Below are 17,687 nucleotides of genomic sequence, written 5' to 3' on the forward strand. Positions count from 1 at the left end.
GAAAAGTCGGTTTAACAACCTTTCTTCCTGACAAATCAACCCCTGTATACATCAAATAAGAGAGTAACGCAGTTCACGATTTTGCCCGCGATCCCTAAAATCCCCGGCAGCTGTTTCTCTAATAAGTGATCGATATACCAGTTTACGGAGCACGACGGTAAGATCCAATTGGAGATTCTTTAGCTCAGGATGGTTAATAAGTTCATTTATAGACCAAGGTTCCCGTCTGCTGCCTAATATACGGAATAGCGGAGAGGAGCACTCCTCCATTTTTGACATAACTGAAAATTCACAAGCAAGCAGTACTAGTTCAACCCGTTGTTCCAAGGTTTCCGTACTTAATGTGAGTTCGTTATACAGTTTGTCAATTGTTCGATCCAGAGGCTGTACCTGAACCCATAAGTGAACCTTTGGATAAATCCCCCGTTCAATGAGTTCAATAGATGCCCAATGATCCAATGCTTTCAGAACACTTTGATAAGCGTCAATGATCCGCCCTTCTCGCACCGCTCTTTTACCATGAACGTAATTGACCAGAAAGCGGGAGAACTCATGAAATCGCTTCTGCTCCCGCAGTGGATCGTTAAAATCAACAATTTCCTGTCTTAAAAAACGAACCCTGTCATCCCTTTCCCAGACAATACGCCCTTCTAGCACATAATCTATAATGTTGGCTTGTTCACCAGCTATAATCCATTCCTTCAGACAACTGAGCGTTGCGTACAACACTTGGCATCTTAAACCATTCACAAATAAGTGTTGAATAGAACGGACTGGCTTGGTGCCTTCTCCAATAATTAGAATGAGTTCATCAAAGTCATACAACATCGAACCGTGAAAATACTCTCCCGGTTTTCTGTACGAAATAATACCTATCGAATCCTCCTGCAACAATTCATCATATATCAGGTTTAATTTGGTTAGCTGCACTTCTCCCTCCATACCTGCAAGGCGGCTATGACCGCAAATTGGATATTTGGATACATGTGATCATTTCTACATAAATAAGAAACTTCCTTCTTCAATTGTAAATTTTTTTATCTTATTCACTTATTTTTTTCAGTGTTATCCAAGCGTCTTTATCTGCAAAGCTTCGATTCCACACACCAATTCCTCCGAGCTTCAGCGATTTGGCAAGTTCTACTCTTGCCTTCAGAGATACCTGATCCTCCAGCCAAATCTTTTTGACTACGCCGTCTTCTGTATACTCGACATAATTCTGGCCTTCGGAAGCTCTAAACTTGGGCTTCAACTTAAATTGGGCTATGATATTGGCTGCTGACTCCATACCAAGTGATTTGGAGGTGACCTTAATCTTCCCTTCTTTGGGAGTCTCGGACCACACGCGAGTATATAACGGAATACCTAAAACCACTTTTTGAGACGGCACTTCATCTTCCCGAATAATTCGCTTAATTGACGCTTCCGTCCATGGTAACGAGGCGACGGAACCAGCTTTTGGACTAGCCGCCCAATGCTCATCATACGCCATTACCATGAGATAATCTGTTATAGTCCCCAATGCTTTTCGATCCAAAAAAACAGACCACATCTCACTTTGAGATTTAGGCGTAACATCAATGGACAGTATCAAATCATGTTCCCGAGCCATCGGTTTAAGTTCACGCAAAAATTGGGTGACATTGGGGCCATCCTTTGTATGAACATTTTCAAAGTCGATATTAATACCGTCCAGATCATTTTGTTGAGCAAGTGAAATCATCTGATCTACAATCGACTTTCGACGTTCAAAGGTAGACAAAGCTTCTGTTGTTAGTTCGGGATTAAAACTGTTGCTCAACAACCCCCAAACCTCCATACCCTTGCGATGTGCCCAGCTGACATAAGAAGGATCCGCTTTGCTTTCTACAGTGCCCTCATGATCGACGACACTGAACCACGTAGGGCTCACCACATTTACTCCAGGCATAGGATCAAACTTGGAAGGATCGGGCTTGCGATTATAGACGGCTTCCCAAGCGAGATTCACTGGTCTACCCTCCCAATGCTTCTCCGATATGGACAAATCGTCCTTAACCGAAGGAATCACAAGCTCTTCTCCTTCAGCGATATGGTCTGATTTAATGTATCCTGCATAGCCATTGTCTAACTGCACAAAATACCAATCACCCTGTTGGGACCAGATACGTACTTTCGTCCGCTGAGGTACATCTGTCAAAATAAAAGATAGGCTAGAGGCTTCTTTACGTAAGGCAATTCTAGCATCCTGTTGCCCATCCTTCTTTTCTACATTACCCAGCCTGACCTTCTCGCCGGCCTTCATCAAGATAACGGCACCCGTTACAGAATCTTCGTGTATAGAAACGCCGTATACTTCACGTACAGCCTCTATCGGGATATATACCTCTCTACTGATCACCTGGGGGGCTGCGCTCAGCGCATATGTTTTACCATTCAATTCCCCTTGTGCCTTCGAAACCTTCATATAGAGCAAGCTTTGTCTCGTCGCCATAATGACGGTTTGGCTGTCATCCTCATAGCGAACCGAAGGATCAATTTGACTTTGCACCAATTTAAGCGGCATCAGCATGTTCTTGCCGGAGCTTTGAGCTTCATACCCAGTCAACTTGCCCTGCATAAAAATAGGACGGACACTGCCCTGCCAATCGGGTTTCTCATGAAGGGGATTACCAAACCATACGACAGTAATTGCGCATATAATCGCTGCAAATAATAGCAGGCTTGCCGCTCCTTTGAATCGTGAACGTTTACGGCGGCGTCTGGAATGATTTCTGGCCAATATTGAACCTCCATTGTATGAACTTTGAATTCCGTATTTTGTAACCTCAACAGATTACTTGAAACAAAAGTAAAGTGATTTAAACAAAAAAACGCGGTAAATCCCCGCTTACGGAGAATTGCTCACGTTTCCAATCCATTACAATATATACATACCGCACAAAAAAACTCTATTCCTTGTTTCGTTACGTTTGTTTGTTACTACAAGTTTTGCATACTCCGTGTAACTCCATACGATGTCCATGCACTTCGAAGCCTGTTTCCAACGCAGCATGACGTTCCACATCAGCCAAATAGGGATAACTGAAATCTTCAATTTTTCCGCATTTTTCGCAAATGATGTGATAGTGCTCCGAAATATTGGCATCATAACGACTGGCGTTATCTCCATAGGTCAACTCATGTACCATACCCGCTTCTATAAACATCTTTAAGTTATTATAAACCGTAGCCACACTCATACTTGGAAACTTGGACTCAAGCGCTCGATATATTTCATCTGCAGTCGGATGCCCCATGGTTTCCATCAAATAGTTTAATATGGCATGACGCTGGGGTGTTATGCGTACACCTGTCTTCTTTAGAAGTTCCAAAGCATGCTGGACGCGTGCTGCCATATATGTCCACCGCCTTATCCCTTACTTACGATCCTATCAATTACCACGCATCTATTTACAACTTACTTCTAAACCTACTCACATTGTACGGTCTACTCAAGTTTCTTGTCAACGCGCCGTATTGTCGCCGGATGCTCCTATAGAGGTATCTGTCTCGGGAGCTCTAGGTTCAGCCGGAGAGATTTCAGATGTATCGGGCGCAGTCGTACCCCCGGAATCTTCCAAGTCGGGTAACGACGGCATCAGTAACTTTTTAATGGTTAAATTACTGTTGCCCTCCACGTTGATCGCATACTTGCCTGTCCCGTTTTGGCCTGAAATACTTTTACTGTCTATTTTAAATGGAAAATCGGATTGAAGATTACCATAACTGCTTGAACCCTCTAACTGAAAATCTCCATTCGACGGAAGATCCAATACGATATCACCGACAGCACTGTATATTTTCCAATCTCCGCTCACCTGTTCGCTATGCACTTTGATAGAGCCATTAAGCGAATTAGCATTCAGCTTGGCTGTAGAATTCAACACATTCATGTCCCCATTCTGAGTATCAACAGTGATATCTCCTTCCGAACGAGCAAGCTGAATGTCACCTACCATGGTATGTAGTGTGACAGCTCCCTCAATATCGCCTGCCTGCATGTCGCCTCGGTTCGTGCGCACATCCACATCTCCAGAAATCCGATGCAATTTAACCTGACCGTTCAGCGTGCCTCCCTTGACATTGCCGATAGCGTCATTAACGATGAGATTTCCATTACCGCTCTCGAGTCTAATGCTGTCAATAGCATCAACTCCATTCAAGGTAATATTCCCGTTGGAGGTTCTAATCTGCATATTGAACCGTCGGTCCTCAGGCACGGTGATCAGCATGTTCACACGGGGCTGACGTTTGCTTGATGCTCCGTATGACTGTGCCTCCGGACGAATCTGGATAGTCTTGCCGTCGGTAGAAGTCAGTGAAGAAGCTTGAGCAATCTTGTCCGCTTCGGCAGCAGGCGCTTGATCCACCCATAGAGTCCCTCGTACCTCTATATTGGACACAGGTCGTCTGATCAGTGTTACATCACCATTAACCGAATCAACTATTAAATCGGACGTCTGCATAGTTACAGGTACCAGCACACCACCCATATCATACCGATTCTCTTTAGCCTGGCTAAAATCCATAGAGGCTGACGTCAGATTGAGACTGACCCGATTCCACAGATACATATAATGATTTTGCTGGGTCACGATAAAAACCGAGGCTGCCACTACCAAAGCGGACAGAATCCCCTTTAGGTCAGGTCTGAATCGCCTTCCATTGTCAGACTTGCCTTCTTTCCGAAAGTACACAGCAAAAAAAATTAGATACTCCAGTCCCCAAAGCACGAAGATTACGGGCCACCAAACGAGGAGTTGAAGCATATATTCAGTATTTTGAAACACATCTACAATAAGCAAAATGCCTACAGCCATCAACAGAAGCGAAGAGGTGTAGCGCCCGACTCTTATTTTACGGTGCACGCCAGCTTCACCCTCTTTCTTTCAACTTTTTACGCTTAAAGGTCAGAAAGGCTTCCCTTAGAAAAAGGAATAAACCGATCATCATTAATAAAATAGCCAGCGTAAGGAATCCATAATCCTCAAAGAAATTGCTCAACCAGCGAGGTTTCATGCGAAACAAAATCATAAGCCCACCGCCTGCCACCATCAGCACAGCAAAAGCAAAGCCTCTCTCCCACGCATAAAAAGGACTACTTTGCTGGCCTCTAGCATCCATTCGTACATAACGATCAGGCTTACGTCGATAGCGAACCATATAATCTGCAGACTGTAAGACATCATATACATTATAAAAATATAAAACAGGTATGAACAATCCAAGCAAAATAAGTAATGGAATGTTGATCCTTAAGCCGTCAGAGGAAACATACAGCATCGCAAAAATATCTAGCAGGAGCAATACAATAAAACTAAGCCCCCTGATAAACAGTCCTAAAAAAAGATGTCCCAGTCCGGGTAACAATGCCGCCATGATAATGGCAATCACTTTGCGAAATTTAGCGTATTTTAGACGCTTCCCCTGTCTGGGTTGTTCCAGCTGTTCCGATGCTTGTAGCTGTCCAGCCTCTCCAGACGGTAACGGTTGTTCCGAGTTCATGCCATCCTCCCCTTTGAATCCCATACGTGGTTCCGCTGAAAAACATTTCAATGCTTACATAGTACCCCAATCAGATTTAAGAGTAACTGTTAAAAAAAGGTACCCTATTACTCAACAGAGACTGCAGCTATATCTTCCCATTGTCGTAAATCTGCTGCAATACGTACAGGATTAAAATCATGACGGGCCAGCACCTCTAGGGAAACCTCCATACTCTGCCGATCTGGATGTAATTCGTGAAATGGGACATTTTCATGTTCTTTAATCATTATTTTACGTATTTCCACTTTTTCTTGCTCTAAATAAGTCGAAATCTGATCCAGCAATCCGTGAGAGGCCAATCCGTACAATGTAATAAGATGGCGCTTGCGTCCACGCATATACCGAAGTTCAACTTTGTTAAACACCCATAAATTTAAAAATACGAGCACTGTCGCCGCTATAGATGGGAAATAAAACCCTGCTCCGACCCCAAGGCCAATAGCAGCCACGACCCAAATGGAAGCCGCAGTCGTTAGTCCGGTAATGGATTTACCTGTGAACATAATCGTTCCTGCACCCAAAAAGCCTACGCCAGTGATCACAGCGGTAGCCAAACGAGCGGGATCTATGCGTACATTAGCTTCTTTAATAAAATCGGCAAAGCCGTAAATGGAGAGTAGCATAATCAGCGTCGAACCAAGGCTGACCATAATATGAGTCCTCAAACCAGCTGCGTGATTGGAACGCTCGCGTTCAAACCCAATGAATCCACCGAGAAGCATGGACAGTAAAAGCCGTAAAATGATATGTGAATCGTCTATAATCCACGGATTATTCATTCGAGTCTCTCCTCCCGGTTATGTCGTGCTTCCCACTCCGGGTGCGCGGTTTGTGGGCTTATGTGCATTTTTAATGTCAATTTGATACCTCAATGCTATTCCACCTTATGCAGATGGTAGGTAGTTAATTCCACGCCTGGAGCGACCTCAGCCGCAGATACGGGACGAAAGCCATGTTTTCGATATAACGCCACCGCAGGAGTATTTAGAGTTCCTGTAGAGACGATAAACAACGGGATATTTTGATATTCATTCAAAACATGCTTCATTAAAGAATCTGCAATGCCTTTACGAAAATGATCTGGGTGAACCATCATACGTGTAAGGGTAAGCGAATCGGGCGATTCGGACTGCACAGCCAGTGCTCCTAGCAATTCACCGTCCTCCAGCCACCCATAAAAAGACTCTCCACAGCTTCTCAGCGTATCCAATGTATCCATCAGTGGAGGAATTTCATCAAACCCAATCAGCTCAGCTTCCAGCCTATAGGCAACATGCTGTAGACGCCATATCTGACTGACGATATCATCATCTTCCAATGAACATAGGGTAACCATGCTGTTTTCCCTCCTAAGGAAACTCATAAAATGCCATCAGGTTCTAAAGCTTGTTCGCGCCAACCATTCTTAGCGGCTATGCAAAAGGGGCCTGTCCCTAAAAGACAAGCCCCTGTCAAATCTATGCCATTAGCGGTTCAGCACTTCCGTCAGCAACTTATTAGCAAGGCCAGGGTTTGCCTTCCCCTTGCTCTCCTTCATCACTTGACCGACTAGGAAGCCGATGGCCTTTTGCTTGCCAGCTTTGTAATCCTCAACTGATTGCGGGTTAGCTGCTACAACTTGTTCGACAATTGTAAGGATCGCACCCTCATCACTGATTTGTACAAGCCCTTTTTCTTCGACAATTTGCTGTGGCAGTTTATCACTTTCCAGCATTTCCTTGAAGACCGTTTTAGCGATTTTGCTATTGATCGTTCCCTTCTCCAGCAGTCCGATCATTTCACCCAAGCCCCGACCGGTCAATTTAACCTGCGACAGTTCAACACCGGCACTGTTCAAATAACCGAGTAGATCCCCCATAATCCAGTTGGATACTGCTTTGGCATCCTTGGTGAATTGAAGGCTATCCTCGAACAAATCGGCCAATGGCTTGGAGGACGTAATCACCTGGGCATCATACTCAGGTAATCCATATTCGGAAGTGTAGCGTGCTTTACGCTGGTCAGGCAATTCAGGAATCGAAGCACGGATGCGCTCTTTCCATTCCTCGTCTATATGAAGAGTAACGAGATCCGGGTCTGGGAAATAACGATAGTCATGGGCCTGTTCTTTACCACGCATGGATAAAGTTTTACCTTGTGCTTCATCCCAACGACGTGTCTCCTGTACAATTGTTCCGCCTTCGTCCAGCGTCTGCGCCTGCCTGAACTGCTCATATTCCAGTCCGCGCTGTACGCCACGGAAGGAGTTCATGTTTTTCAGTTCCGCTTTAGTTCCTAGCTCTTTTTGTCCATGCGGACGAAGACTGATATTCGCGTCGCAGCGAAGTGATCCTTCCTCCATCTTCACATCGGATACGTCACAATACTGCATAATGGCACGTATTTTTTCCAGATAGGCCTTGGCTTCTTCCGGCGAAGATATTTCCGGTTCCGAAACGATCTCGACCAATGGTGTGCCGACCCGATTAAAATCGACCAAAGATGCGTAGCCACCATCAACATGTGTTAATTTCCCTGCGTCCTCTTCCAGATGCAGTCGAGTAATACCGATACGCTTTGTCTCACCATTCACTTCAATATCAATCCAGCCATTTTCGCCAATGGGTTGATCGTATTGTGAGATTTGGTAGGCCTTAGGTGAATCGGGGTAAAAATAGTTCTTGCGGTCAAACTTGCTCACATCAGCAATGGTGCAATTCAGCGCCATTGCTGCTTTCATTGCATAATCAACGGCCTGACGGTTCAATACCGGCAATACCCCTGGATGACCGAGACAGACCGGACATGTATGAGAGTTGGGTGGTGCTCCGAAGGATGTCGAGCATCCACAGAATATTTTAGACTTCGTATGCAATTCCACGTGCACTTCAAGTCCGATGACCGTCTCATACTTGGATGTAGTTGTAGACATAAATAGGTTCCCTCCTTTTTGGCAAATTACAGCTGCGGACGCTGCTTGTGAAATTCGGTATTTTGTTCAAAAGCATGAGCTACGCGTAGCACGGAAGACTCGTCAAAGGCTTTTCCGATGATTTGTAGTCCGACTGGCATTCCATCCGCTAGACCACACGGAATGCTAATGGCTGGCACACCAGCCAAGCTCACCGGAATCGTCAAAATATCGTTCAAATACATTGTTAATGGATCGTCCACTTGCGAGCCGATTTTGAAAGCAGTTGTCGGTGCAGTAGGTCCGATAATCACATCATATTGTTCAAATACACGATCAAAATCCTGTTTAATCAGTGTGCGCACTTTTTGAGCTTTCAAATAATAAGCATCGTAGTACCCGGAGCTGAGTGCATAGGTACCGAGCATAATCCGACGCTTCACCTCAGGACCAAACCCTTGCGTACGGGACTGATGGTACAGATCAAGCAGGTTATCTGGATTGTCAGCGCGCACACCATAGCGCACACCGTCAAAGCGGGCCAGATTGGACGATGCTTCGGATGAAGCCAGCAGGTAGTATGTCGCAACCGCATATTCCGTGTGTGGAAGAGATACCTCTTCCCATACAGCGCCCAATCCTTCCAGCGTTTTCAGTGCATCCAGCACCTTCTCCTTGACCTGAGGATCGACGCCCTCACCAAGATACTCTTTAGGCACAGCGATACGTAGTCCTTTTACATCCCCGGTTAAAGCGTTCAAATAATCAGGAATGTCTACCTTTGCAGAAGTGGAGTCCTTCTGGTCATAACCTGCAATGGCTTGTAGGACATAGGCCGAATCCTGAACATTTTTAGTAATGGGTCCAATTTGGTCTAAAGAGGAGGCAAAAGCCACCAGTCCAAAACGGGATACTAGACCATAGGTTGGTTTCAGGCCAACTACTCCGCAGTAAGAAGCGGGCTGGCGAATGGAACCCCCTGTATCCGAGCCGAGCGTGAAATAAGCCTCACCCGCTGCAACAGCCGCAGCCGAGCCGCCACTGGAACCACCGGGAACACGTTCTAAATCCCAAGGGTTACGTGCAGGGAAAAAGCTGGAGTTCTCGTTAGAGCCGCCCATGGCGAATTCGTCCATGTTCATTTTACCGAGTGTCACGGTTTGCGCTGCGCGTAACTTGCTAACAACTGTGGCATCGTAAACGGGATCAAAATTTTTCAAAAACTGACTGCCACATGTTGTACGCAGCCCTTCTGTCACAATATTATCCTTAATGCCAACTGGCAGGCCAAACAACAACCCTCTTTCCTCTCCGGAAATCAGTTGATCATCCAGCTGACGTGCGGATGCACGGGCCTGTTCCTCGTCAACGGTAATATAAGCTCTGATCTTGTCTTCCCGCGCACCAATTGTCTCCAGAGCGTGTCCTACCAGATCACTCACGGAAATTTCCTTTTGATGCAGCTTGTTATGTATCTCGGGCAATGTGTTATTGAACAAGCTCAATTTGCATCCTCCTTTCAAATATGAGATCTATTCCAGAACAGCAGGAACCTTAAACTGTCCGTCTTCTTCTTCAGGTGCATTGCGCATCACTTGCTCATGTGTCAAACTTTCGCGAACTTCGTCGTCTCGCATGACATTGCTGACGTGCAGCACATGAGTGGTCGGCTTTACCTGCTCCGTATCCAGCTCATTCAGCTTCTCCGCATAATGGAGAATGGCGTTTAATTGTCCTGTCATCGTTTCTTCCTCAGCCGCGGTCAGATTCAACCTGGACAGCTTGGCTACGTGACGGACATCTTCCGTGGAAATGTTCATACAAAACCCTCCTCATGTATATGAGGATTTTGCAAAAAATCCCAATAAGCGACTGAAATCGAATTTTGCAAAATCCTGATATTAAAAAATGCTGCACCGAACTTTGAAATAACGTTTTTAATTATAGGATAGAACCCTTTACAATTCAATCTTTGACGCGGTACAGAAGCAAACTGCACTTCGATGAGGTAAATGTTGCTAAAAGAATATAAAAAAAGCACCTTTCGGTGCTCTTTCGTGAAAACTATAGGAGCTGAGATTGTGCCCTTTATATATTCTTAAAAAGAATCGACCGTAGCCGACTTCTATATCCAAGCACGCAAATTGACTTGTCTGATAAAATCAGCCTGTGACAACAACTCCGCCGCGGTTTCTTCTTCCTCAGTCTCTACCGAATCAATACCACCGTTCATCACATGCATGAACAGTTGCTCATTATGGGTAGCAAGGGCGTAATCTATCAGCGCTTCACGCTCAATCCGCTCGGCTTCCAGCTTGAGAATACTCTCTTCCAGCTCGATGTCTCCGGATGGTACAAAAAAATTGCGGTTCACCTTCGGTACGCGAATGACATAGTCAAAAGCATTGTCCGCATTACGGTCGTAAGCAATGATATAACCATGTTCGCCCACAGGAAGATTCTGCTCAAAAGCATCCGCGACGATCATAATTCTAGATCCTAAATGATGCATCGTTAGCCCCCCCCGTTTGTCTGAACTTATCTGCTAAGTCTACTAAAAAAAAAGTAGCTTGTCTATATCATCTATGTATCTTCATAATCGACCGTCTCCACGTCCCAACCTGTGTTCATCCAGCCTCACATGCCAGTTTTGTGTAGGGATTCCGCCCCGTCGTTTCACCTTTTTCCAAGTTATGATCTTCGGCTCGGAATCTGCCACAGAATCTTCAATATCTATTATATTGGGAACCCGGAAACTACCTCCAATCTCACGTTGTACCCCATATATATGTTTTCTTTTCATTCTTGCTCCCCCTTGTGATCTGACGGCCTCATGCCTCTTTATCCTCTTAATGGGCAAAAAAAAGAACGCAAACCGGGATTCATCCACAGCTTGCGTGCTTCGCGAGTTTAGTATGTAACTTCAATAAATTTATGTTAACAAAAATAAAAACCTTTGTCTATACATAATTTATAATTTGTTGTCGAAATGGGGCAAAACCTGTCACACCTTTGATTTTGCCCCTACTGAAAACATTCATCACATTTACCGGATATACGGATTGTTAGCTTTCTCATAACCGATGGACGTTTTGGGACCGTGACCGGAATAGACTGTAACGTCATCTCCGAGTGGAAACAATTTGTTCTGAATAGAATCGTATAGATCCCGTTCGCGGCCGCCCGTCAGATCCGTGCGTCCAACGCCCTGACGAAATAGCACATCCCCGGAAAAAAGATCTTTGCCGCATAAAAAGCTGACACTTCCGGGTGAATGGCCCGGTGTATGGAAAACCCGGAACGTGTGACCGATCAAGTTCAATTGTTGACCTTCTGCCAAGTCATATTCGGCTGGTTCCGTCGAGATCGGAGGGGATGCCTCTGGCCACATCAAGGAGCCATTCAGCTTAGGAGATGTAAGCCAGTCTTGCTCCAAGGCGTGCAGATAAACCGGGCAGCCTTTGGCATTGCGAATCTCCTCTACTCCTCCGATATGGTCAAAATGGGCATGCGTCAGCAGGATAGCTTCAATCGTCAGTGGCTCAATGGCTCTCAGCAAAGGACCCGGATTCATCCCTGGATCAATAATAACAGCGCGCTTCGGATCATCTCCTTGAAGCAAATAAGCATTCGTCTGGAGCGGGCCGAGATTAAAACTGCGAATAGATAATGTCATAAGTTAAAATCCCGAGATCAGCTCGCGTAATTCCTGAACAATTACAGGATGGACCTCGGTTCCCTCCCCATATTTTCCAGCCATTTCTTTACGAGCAACTGCGATTTTTTCTTGATAATCATCGGCTTCCCGATCTGGATTTTCACGTTTGAATGCGATCATAATTTGTTGAACATGTGCAGGGCGTGGTCCCCAGTGGCCAAGTACATGACCTCCCGTATCCGCAAAAATCACAATCGGCACAGCACGTCCGCCCATTGTCAGGAAGTCGTCCATCAGCGCCTGATGATTTTCCAGAATCAATACTTCGGTTGGAATCCCGCTATTCTCCAACGCGCGGAACACAACTGGCACATTGCGTACTACATCCCCACACCAGTCGGCAGCCAATATAAGCACACGCAGATCATCACGATGGTTCAGGCTTTCAAAAAACTCCCGATCCTCTTCGCTGCTCCACACAAACTGATCGTATCCAGAGCGGAAGGCTTCTTTGTTCTTTTCCATGCCCTCCATAAATTGTTCAGGACTCAAGCCCTTTCCGAAATATTGCGATACGTTAGTACGGCTCATGTTATACACTTCCTTTTTTGTTTTTGGCTACAATCCATTTGATAACAAAATAAATGATCAAGAGCGCAAGAGCAACCAGCAAAATCGGTTTGATGTAAGGTGCTGCCACTTCGTCAATTTGTTCCCACTTGTCTCCCAACAGCATACCTAAATATATAAACAAAACAGACCAAGGTATAATCGCCAGCGTTGTCAAAATAATAAAGCGCCATACGTTCATTCGAGCCAACCCGGCAGGGATTGAGATCGCGTGACGAACAACAGGGATAAAGCGAGCTGTAAAAATGACCCCTGTGCCATATTTATTGAACCAGGCTTCAGCGTGGTCAACATGACTTTTTTTGATGAGTATGTATTTCCCATACTTATCTAAAACGGGTCTGCCGCCATAGCGTCCAATCCAGTAAATGAACAACTGGGCCAGCACCCCGCCAATCGTTCCAAACACGACTGCGCCAAAAAAATTAATATGACCCGAGGACACTAAAAAACCGCCATAAGCGAGGACTATTTCACTTGGAATGACCTCCACCATCAAGCCTAGCATAATACCAAAATACCCAAGACTACGAATGATCTCAAACAAATAATTAATGATACTAGATATTTGGTCCATCTCTCTTCCCACTCCCTGCCTGTTTCTCTATTTTCATTTAGTGTATCACAGCGGCAGAACAAGTCGCCACTTCGTCCAAAAAGGGAAGTCAGTGACCCCGGATCCTCTGCCCGCATAAGTTGTGAGAGAGAGGAGGGGGTACAATATGCCTCCCGGCAAATTCCCCAAACATGACAATTCACAATCCCGATTACCCACGGCTCGTGGTATCCGCCGCGCATGTACCAAAGAGTTGTATCGAACCTGCAAACGTCTGCCTGTTCACATTGCTCCTGATCTGGTCAAGCAGGGCGAAGAACTATACTGCCGCAAGGTCGTCGGACACCTTATCTGGATTGCGGAAAACCATAGTAATCGCAAACTACTGTGCGACTGGTGGGATGAAGATGTCAGCGAGGAGCTCGCGGCATTGTGGAAGGTGGATCGCGATGTCTTGTGCACCGCTTTTAGAAATGCCTATGGCGGATAGATGTTTGCGTACTGCAATCATGAACTGTGAACTACAAAAAAGTGGAGCCACCCCGCAGCGGCTCCACTTTTACTATATTCCTAGCTATGTGTCTGCTTTTTCCCCGCTCCTTCGGGAAGCAAGTCCGCACAAGCGCGTTCCAAATAAGGATCAGCATGAATAAAATCCCGAAATGCTGTGTATTCACGCCACAGAACGGATTGTTCTCCCGCTTGCCCTTTGACGGCACGAATCAGAATATTTTTAGGTGTATGCTCCATGTCGATAAATTCCAATAGCTGTGTCCGATATCCCATCATATCCAGCAGTTTGGCCCGGATTCCATCCGTTGCCAGTGCAGAAAAACGCTCCTTTAAAATGCCGTGGGAAAGCAATGGCTCCAATACCGGATTTTCCAGTTGGTTAAACAGCTCATGCTGGCAACACGGAACCGACAAAATGACGGAAGCACCCCAGCGAACAGCCTTTTCCAGCGCCGCATCTGTTGCAGTATCACAAGCGTGCAAGGTAACAACCATATCCACCTGTTCCAGTTCGTTATAGTCTGCGATATCACCGACCAGAAACTCCAACTGTCGATATTGCAGCTTTTGAGCCAGAACATTACAGGCTTCAATGACATCTGCCTTCAAGTCCAAACCAACGATCTGCAATGGTCGCTTTTGCTGTACAGCCAAATAGTGATACAACGCAAAGGTCAAATACGATTTGCCACAGCCAAAATCCACAATCGTCAATGGGCGGCCTACCGGAAGGCTAGGTAATACATCCTGCACCATTTCGAGAAACCGGTTAATTTGACGAAACTTATCATACTTGCGGGCCAGTACCTTACCATCCTCATTCATAATCCCCAGCTCAATCAGGAAAGGAATTCGTTCCCCTTCTTCGAGCACATATTGCTTTTTGCGATTATGAGACAGGTCCGCTTTACTTTTGCTCGGTGACTTTGTCAGAATGGATACTTTATATTTTTTACTGATCAGCACTTGGTAGTCTGCATCCTTGGCGCATAAAAGTCCTTGGCGGAACGTGTCCTCAAACAAGGCAGTCATACGCTCGTTAGCTTCGTCAGGGGTCAGATTTTCATGAATGACTTTGTTGCTGTAATGAAAAGCAAACTGGTAATGCAGTTTGTTTTTCAATTCTACAGGTTTAATTTGTACTTTAGTAAAAGAAGCATCCTCCCGTTTGCGAAGCTGACTCAGCGTCGCTGTTATGAGGGATCCTCCCGTGGTCAATTGGTATATAAGTTCGCGCAGTGAATCCAAAAGGTACATCTCACTTTCTTTCATGTAATTGGGTGATCTCGGTCAAACCCTCGGTGACTTCCTGGCGTGAAATTCCACCCAGCTCCAGCTCTGCATTGGTCTTATCCAGTAATTGACTATAAAACGTCTCCGCTTCCGCTAGCAGCTCTGGCTGCTCCCATGCCAATCCAAACCAGACATCGGCGGCTTCGTCCAACCTGTTTTCTCGCTCGTAATGAACAGCCAGCAGCTTGCTGGTTTCAGGGGGGAGCTCATATTCGCGCACCAGCTTTACGATACACGCTATTCGTTCAGGCAGGACCTGCAGATCACGAGTCGCGCCATTCGTATCGCTGTACAAATATAAATGAAGAGATTTCATCAAGATTCGTATACCTTCGTCTGTTCTGCTGGTTTCCAGGTAAATCGCGGCTTCTTCCTCCAAAATGCGAGCCACCTGCTGAAGCTTATCCGCTTCAATTCCAGGGCCCAATCGGAAAAGCTCAATAATTTGTTCCGGCGGCAATCGTCTGAGCAGATCTGAACGAAGACGAAACTGCTTGTTGAGCAGGTCATCTAGCTGTTTCAGCGCTTCGATGTGTTTATTTTCGCGCCTAAGACCGAGCACCGATGCTACTGCGGATGTCAATTCTTCCATCATACTGAGCAAATAGTCTTTTCTAAGCAAGCCGTTTCCTTCCTTTCATCCCGATGCCTAGACAACCAGAAACTTCTGTCTTCTGATTGTATGACATCCTTGTCTAAAAGCCAAATGCCACCGCCATGCCGCAATTTCATTTAACACAATTACAAATACTTTATAGCATCAAAGATTCGACACTCAGAAATCACGTATGGCACGTAACATTCCGTTAGTACAGTGTTTTGTAGCCGATCATGGACTAACGAAATAGAGTATTTGAAAATTTGATATTGATTCTCCGTTAGTCTCGTGTTATTTTTGTTTCATACGAAACAAAAATAATCTTTATTATTTATTGATTCATATAATAAAATAAAATATTTATTTTCATTCGAAACAAAATTATGCATTGATATTTTACAGGGGAGGACGTTTAAGTATGGGAAAAAAATTCAGTGCGATACTACCGGAATATAAAGAGTTCATACAGCGACAGCATATTTTCTTTGTAGGATCAGCACCGATATCCGAGACGGGGCATGTGAATATTTCCCCCAAGGGATATGATTCCTTTCGTATTTTGTCAGATCAGGAGGTAGCCTATCTCGACTTGTCGGGAAGTGGCAACGAAACAAGTGCGCACATTATAGAGAACGGACGGGTAACCATCATGTTCTGTGCATTTGAAGGCGAGCCCAGTGTATTAAGACTCTATGGTACTGGCACAGTCGTGTTGCCCAATACAAAGCGTTGGAATGAGCTGTATCCTCTCTTTAATCCACTTCCTGGAGCAAGACAAATCATAGTAGTTGATGTTCATATGGTGCAGGATTCATGTGGTTTTGCAGTTCCCTTCATGACTTACACGAGCGAACGGGAAAAGCTGAAGGACGTGGCGATTCAGATGGGCGAAGAAGTACTTAAAAAGTATGCATACGAGAAAAGTTTAGAGAGTATTGATGGTTTGCCGACGGCGTTTGCCTTGAACAAAAATAATATGACTTAGGTATTCTGCACAATAACCGATATGATACAACAAGTCAGCAAAATTCAAATAAACTGAATGTATAGTGACCACATCTAAAAACAATTTGCATACAAGAAACCGGAACCTTCTGACGATCACATCAAAGGGTTCCGGTTTTTGGGCTTACCTTAGTCTACTTTTTCAAGTTTTGCTCCAAAAACGCCAAGATAGCATTAGCTAATAGCTCCGGTGCCTCAAACAGGCTCATGTGACCTGCTTCCGGCAGGGTAACCTGAGTTACTCCGGCCCGATCTGTTGTAAACGTCCGCGCTGGAGGAACCGCCTGATCCTGCTCCCCCGCTACTAAAAGAGCTGGCAAGGCAGAAGCCGACAACACATCCCGTCGGTCAGGACGCTCGCGCATAGCCAATGATGCTCCTACAGCTCCTTGCGGAGGTGTTTTGTAGCCAATTTCTTTGACTTTAAGTAATTGGCTGGACATCGACTCCACATGATCAGGAGCAAACAGTCCCGGTACGAGTCCATCTACAAAGTTGGTAATCCCCTCCGTTTGGATGGTAGATACAGCCTTGTTACGCTTTTCTTTACCTTCGTCCGTATCTGCATAAGCTGTGGAATGAATCAGTCCAAAGGCTGTAAGGCGCTCTGCATGTCTCTGCACTGCCGAAAGGGCTAAATAGCCTCCTAGGGAGTGACCAAACCAGGCAGCCTGAGGGATGTCCAATTGTTCTTGAAGTTTAAGCACATCATCTGCCATTTGATCAATCGTATAGGCTCCTAGTGGAGCATCGCTGCGTCCGTGTCCACGCAAGTCTGGAACAATACAACGATAGCTTGGGGACAGCAAGGGAACAACCTCATCCCAATAGGAGGAGCTTCCGCAAAATCCGTGCAATAGAATGATCGGATCTCCTTTTCCCTGTTCGGCATAGCAGATCGTCGTTCCTTCGCATAATACCTTTTCCATGTGGAACCCTTCCTTCTCTGTATATAATCTATTGGATCTGAATATAT

The 17,687-nt window shown here is 45.4% G+C and carries 20 protein-coding genes; 2 read left to right on the plus strand and 18 right to left on the minus strand.

All coding sequences use genetic code 11. The features are described 5' to 3' along the window. Positions 1–51 precede the first annotated feature (51 nt). The 15 genes from NSQ57_RS20550 to NSQ57_RS20620 all read right to left on the minus strand — a co-directional run bounded on the left by NSQ57_RS20550 (position 52) and on the right by NSQ57_RS20620 (position 13,323). Complete coding sequence (locus NSQ57_RS20550) at positions 52–930, minus strand: nucleotidyltransferase-like protein (RefSeq protein WP_341039997.1); 879 nt, start codon at positions 928–930, stop codon at positions 52–54. 112 nt (positions 931–1,042) lie between these two features. Then, positions 1,043–2,761 carry a glycosyl hydrolase family 18 protein gene (locus tag NSQ57_RS20555; RefSeq protein ID WP_342425224.1) on the minus strand — a complete coding sequence of 573 codons (1,719 nt, stop codon included), beginning with the start codon at positions 2,759–2,761 and terminating at the stop codon, positions 1,043–1,045. Between the two features lie 184 nt (positions 2,762–2,945). Beyond that, positions 2,946–3,377, minus strand: coding sequence for a Fur family transcriptional regulator (locus NSQ57_RS20560; RefSeq protein WP_029517193.1), 432 nt, complete (start codon positions 3,375–3,377; stop codon positions 2,946–2,948). Positions 3,378–3,485: 108 nt separating this feature from the next. Next, the gene (locus tag NSQ57_RS20565; RefSeq protein WP_029517192.1) at positions 3,486–4,889 is read right to left on the minus strand and encodes a DUF4097 family beta strand repeat-containing protein; all 1,404 of its coding nucleotides are present in this window, start codon (positions 4,887–4,889) and stop codon (positions 3,486–3,488) included. Positions 4,890–4,896: 7 nt separating this feature from the next. Next, positions 4,897–5,550: a hypothetical protein gene (locus NSQ57_RS20570; RefSeq protein ID WP_029517191.1), complete on the minus strand. Its 654-nt coding sequence runs from the start codon at positions 5,548–5,550 to the stop codon at positions 4,897–4,899. An 83-nt stretch (positions 5,551–5,633) separates the two neighbouring features. Next, the gene (locus NSQ57_RS20575; protein WP_029517190.1) at positions 5,634–6,347 is read right to left on the minus strand and encodes an MgtC/SapB family protein; all 714 of its coding nucleotides are present in this window, start codon (positions 6,345–6,347) and stop codon (positions 5,634–5,636) included. Between the two features lie 95 nt (positions 6,348–6,442). After that, positions 6,443–6,904 (minus strand): GNAT family N-acetyltransferase, encoded by a 462-nt coding sequence (locus NSQ57_RS20580; RefSeq protein WP_029517189.1) that lies wholly within the window; start codon positions 6,902–6,904, stop codon positions 6,443–6,445. Positions 6,905–7,033: 129 nt separating this feature from the next. Next, positions 7,034–8,479 (minus strand): Asp-tRNA(Asn)/Glu-tRNA(Gln) amidotransferase subunit GatB, encoded by a 1,446-nt coding sequence (gatB, locus tag NSQ57_RS20585; RefSeq protein WP_342425225.1) that lies wholly within the window; start codon positions 8,477–8,479, stop codon positions 7,034–7,036. 26 nt (positions 8,480–8,505) lie between these two features. Continuing rightward, entirely contained in the window at positions 8,506–9,963 is a 1,458-nt protein-coding gene (gatA, locus tag NSQ57_RS20590) for an Asp-tRNA(Asn)/Glu-tRNA(Gln) amidotransferase subunit GatA (protein WP_340933161.1), read from the minus strand. Between the two features lie 27 nt (positions 9,964–9,990). After that, positions 9,991–10,278, minus strand: a complete 288-nt coding sequence (gatC, locus tag NSQ57_RS20595; RefSeq protein WP_013311910.1) for an Asp-tRNA(Asn)/Glu-tRNA(Gln) amidotransferase subunit GatC — start codon at positions 10,276–10,278, stop codon at positions 9,991–9,993. Positions 10,279–10,583: 305 nt separating this feature from the next. Next, positions 10,584–10,970: an ATPase gene (locus NSQ57_RS20600; protein ID WP_342425226.1), complete on the minus strand. Its 387-nt coding sequence runs from the start codon at positions 10,968–10,970 to the stop codon at positions 10,584–10,586. An 81-nt stretch (positions 10,971–11,051) separates the two neighbouring features. Further along, positions 11,052–11,261, minus strand: a complete 210-nt coding sequence (locus tag NSQ57_RS20605; RefSeq protein WP_039273621.1) for a hypothetical protein — start codon at positions 11,259–11,261, stop codon at positions 11,052–11,054. Between the two features lie 243 nt (positions 11,262–11,504). Continuing rightward, positions 11,505–12,134 carry an MBL fold metallo-hydrolase gene (locus NSQ57_RS20610; RefSeq protein ID WP_039273623.1) on the minus strand — a complete coding sequence of 210 codons (630 nt, stop codon included), beginning with the start codon at positions 12,132–12,134 and terminating at the stop codon, positions 11,505–11,507. Positions 12,135–12,137: 3 nt separating this feature from the next. Further along, a complete protein-coding gene (locus tag NSQ57_RS20615) occupies positions 12,138–12,707 on the minus strand; it encodes a thioredoxin family protein (protein WP_029517186.1) in 570 nt (189 codons plus the stop codon). A gap of 1 nt (position 12,708) precedes the next feature. Then, positions 12,709–13,323, minus strand: a complete 615-nt coding sequence (locus tag NSQ57_RS20620) for a DedA family protein (protein ID WP_029517185.1) — start codon at positions 13,321–13,323, stop codon at positions 12,709–12,711. A 145-nt stretch (positions 13,324–13,468) separates the two neighbouring features. Between NSQ57_RS20620 and NSQ57_RS20625 the strand changes: the two genes are divergently transcribed. After that, entirely contained in the window at positions 13,469–13,792 is a 324-nt protein-coding gene (locus NSQ57_RS20625) for a hypothetical protein (RefSeq protein WP_029517184.1), read from the plus strand. Between the two features lie 80 nt (positions 13,793–13,872). Here NSQ57_RS20625 and NSQ57_RS20630 read toward each other — a convergent pair whose 3' ends face one another. Both NSQ57_RS20630 and NSQ57_RS20635 read right to left on the minus strand, forming a co-directional pair. Next, positions 13,873–15,087: an SAM-dependent methyltransferase gene (locus tag NSQ57_RS20630; RefSeq protein WP_029517183.1), complete on the minus strand. Its 1,215-nt coding sequence runs from the start codon at positions 15,085–15,087 to the stop codon at positions 13,873–13,875. Then, complete coding sequence (locus NSQ57_RS20635) at positions 15,074–15,730, minus strand: DUF6483 family protein (RefSeq protein WP_069012001.1); 657 nt, start codon at positions 15,728–15,730, stop codon at positions 15,074–15,076. Before NSQ57_RS20635 ends, NSQ57_RS20630 begins: the two co-directional genes overlap by 14 nt. A gap of 394 nt (positions 15,731–16,124) precedes the next feature. On the opposite strand from NSQ57_RS20635, the gene NSQ57_RS20640 reads away from it, so the two are divergent. Continuing rightward, positions 16,125–16,691 (plus strand): pyridoxamine 5'-phosphate oxidase family protein, encoded by a 567-nt coding sequence (locus tag NSQ57_RS20640; protein ID WP_069011999.1) that lies wholly within the window; start codon positions 16,125–16,127, stop codon positions 16,689–16,691. 154 nt (positions 16,692–16,845) lie between these two features. Here the strand turns inward: NSQ57_RS20640 and NSQ57_RS20645 are convergent, their stop codons facing one another. Next, positions 16,846–17,640, minus strand: coding sequence for an alpha/beta hydrolase (locus tag NSQ57_RS20645; protein WP_029517180.1), 795 nt, complete (start codon positions 17,638–17,640; stop codon positions 16,846–16,848). Positions 17,641–17,687: the final 47 nt, after the last annotated feature.

The organism is Paenibacillus sp. FSL L8-0502, assembly GCF_038593055.1.
In the GTDB taxonomy this organism is placed as follows: Bacteria; Bacillota; Bacilli; order Paenibacillales; family Paenibacillaceae; genus Paenibacillus; species Paenibacillus polymyxa_D.

Coding starts and splice junctions, on each gene's coding strand:
- NSQ57_RS20620 (WP_029517185.1), bottom strand. CDS start 13,323: ATGGACCAAATATCTAGTATCATTAATTATTTGTTTGAGATCATTCGT.
- gatC (WP_013311910.1), bottom strand. CDS start 10,278: ATGAACATTTCCACGGAAGATGTCCGTCACGTAGCCAAGCTGTCCAGG.
- NSQ57_RS20625 (WP_029517184.1), top strand. CDS start 13,469: ATGCCTCCCGGCAAATTCCCCAAACATGACAATTCACAATCCCGATTA.
- NSQ57_RS20610 (WP_039273623.1), bottom strand. CDS start 12,134: ATGACATTATCTATTCGCAGTTTTAATCTCGGCCCGCTCCAGACGAAT.
- NSQ57_RS20580 (WP_029517189.1), bottom strand. CDS start 6,904: ATGGTTACCCTATGTTCATTGGAAGATGATGATATCGTCAGTCAGATA.
- NSQ57_RS20605 (WP_039273621.1), bottom strand. CDS start 11,261: ATGAAAAGAAAACATATATATGGGGTACAACGTGAGATTGGAGGTAGT.
- NSQ57_RS20630 (WP_029517183.1), bottom strand. CDS start 15,087: ATGAAAGAAAGTGAGATGTACCTTTTGGATTCACTGCGCGAACTTATA.
- gatB (WP_342425225.1), bottom strand. CDS start 8,479: ATGTCTACAACTACATCCAAGTATGAGACGGTCATCGGACTTGAAGTG.
- NSQ57_RS20575 (WP_029517190.1), bottom strand. CDS start 6,347: ATGAATAATCCGTGGATTATAGACGATTCACATATCATTTTACGGCTT.
- NSQ57_RS20645 (WP_029517180.1), bottom strand. CDS start 17,640: ATGGAAAAGGTATTATGCGAAGGAACGACGATCTGCTATGCCGAACAG.
- NSQ57_RS20615 (WP_029517186.1), bottom strand. CDS start 12,707: ATGAGCCGTACTAACGTATCGCAATATTTCGGAAAGGGCTTGAGTCCT.
- NSQ57_RS20600 (WP_342425226.1), bottom strand. CDS start 10,970: ATGCATCATTTAGGATCTAGAATTATGATCGTCGCGGATGCTTTTGAG.
- NSQ57_RS20640 (WP_069011999.1), top strand. CDS start 16,125: ATGGGAAAAAAATTCAGTGCGATACTACCGGAATATAAAGAGTTCATA.
- NSQ57_RS20570 (WP_029517191.1), bottom strand. CDS start 5,550: ATGGGATTCAAAGGGGAGGATGGCATGAACTCGGAACAACCGTTACCG.
- NSQ57_RS20560 (WP_029517193.1), bottom strand. CDS start 3,377: ATGGCAGCACGCGTCCAGCATGCTTTGGAACTTCTAAAGAAGACAGGT.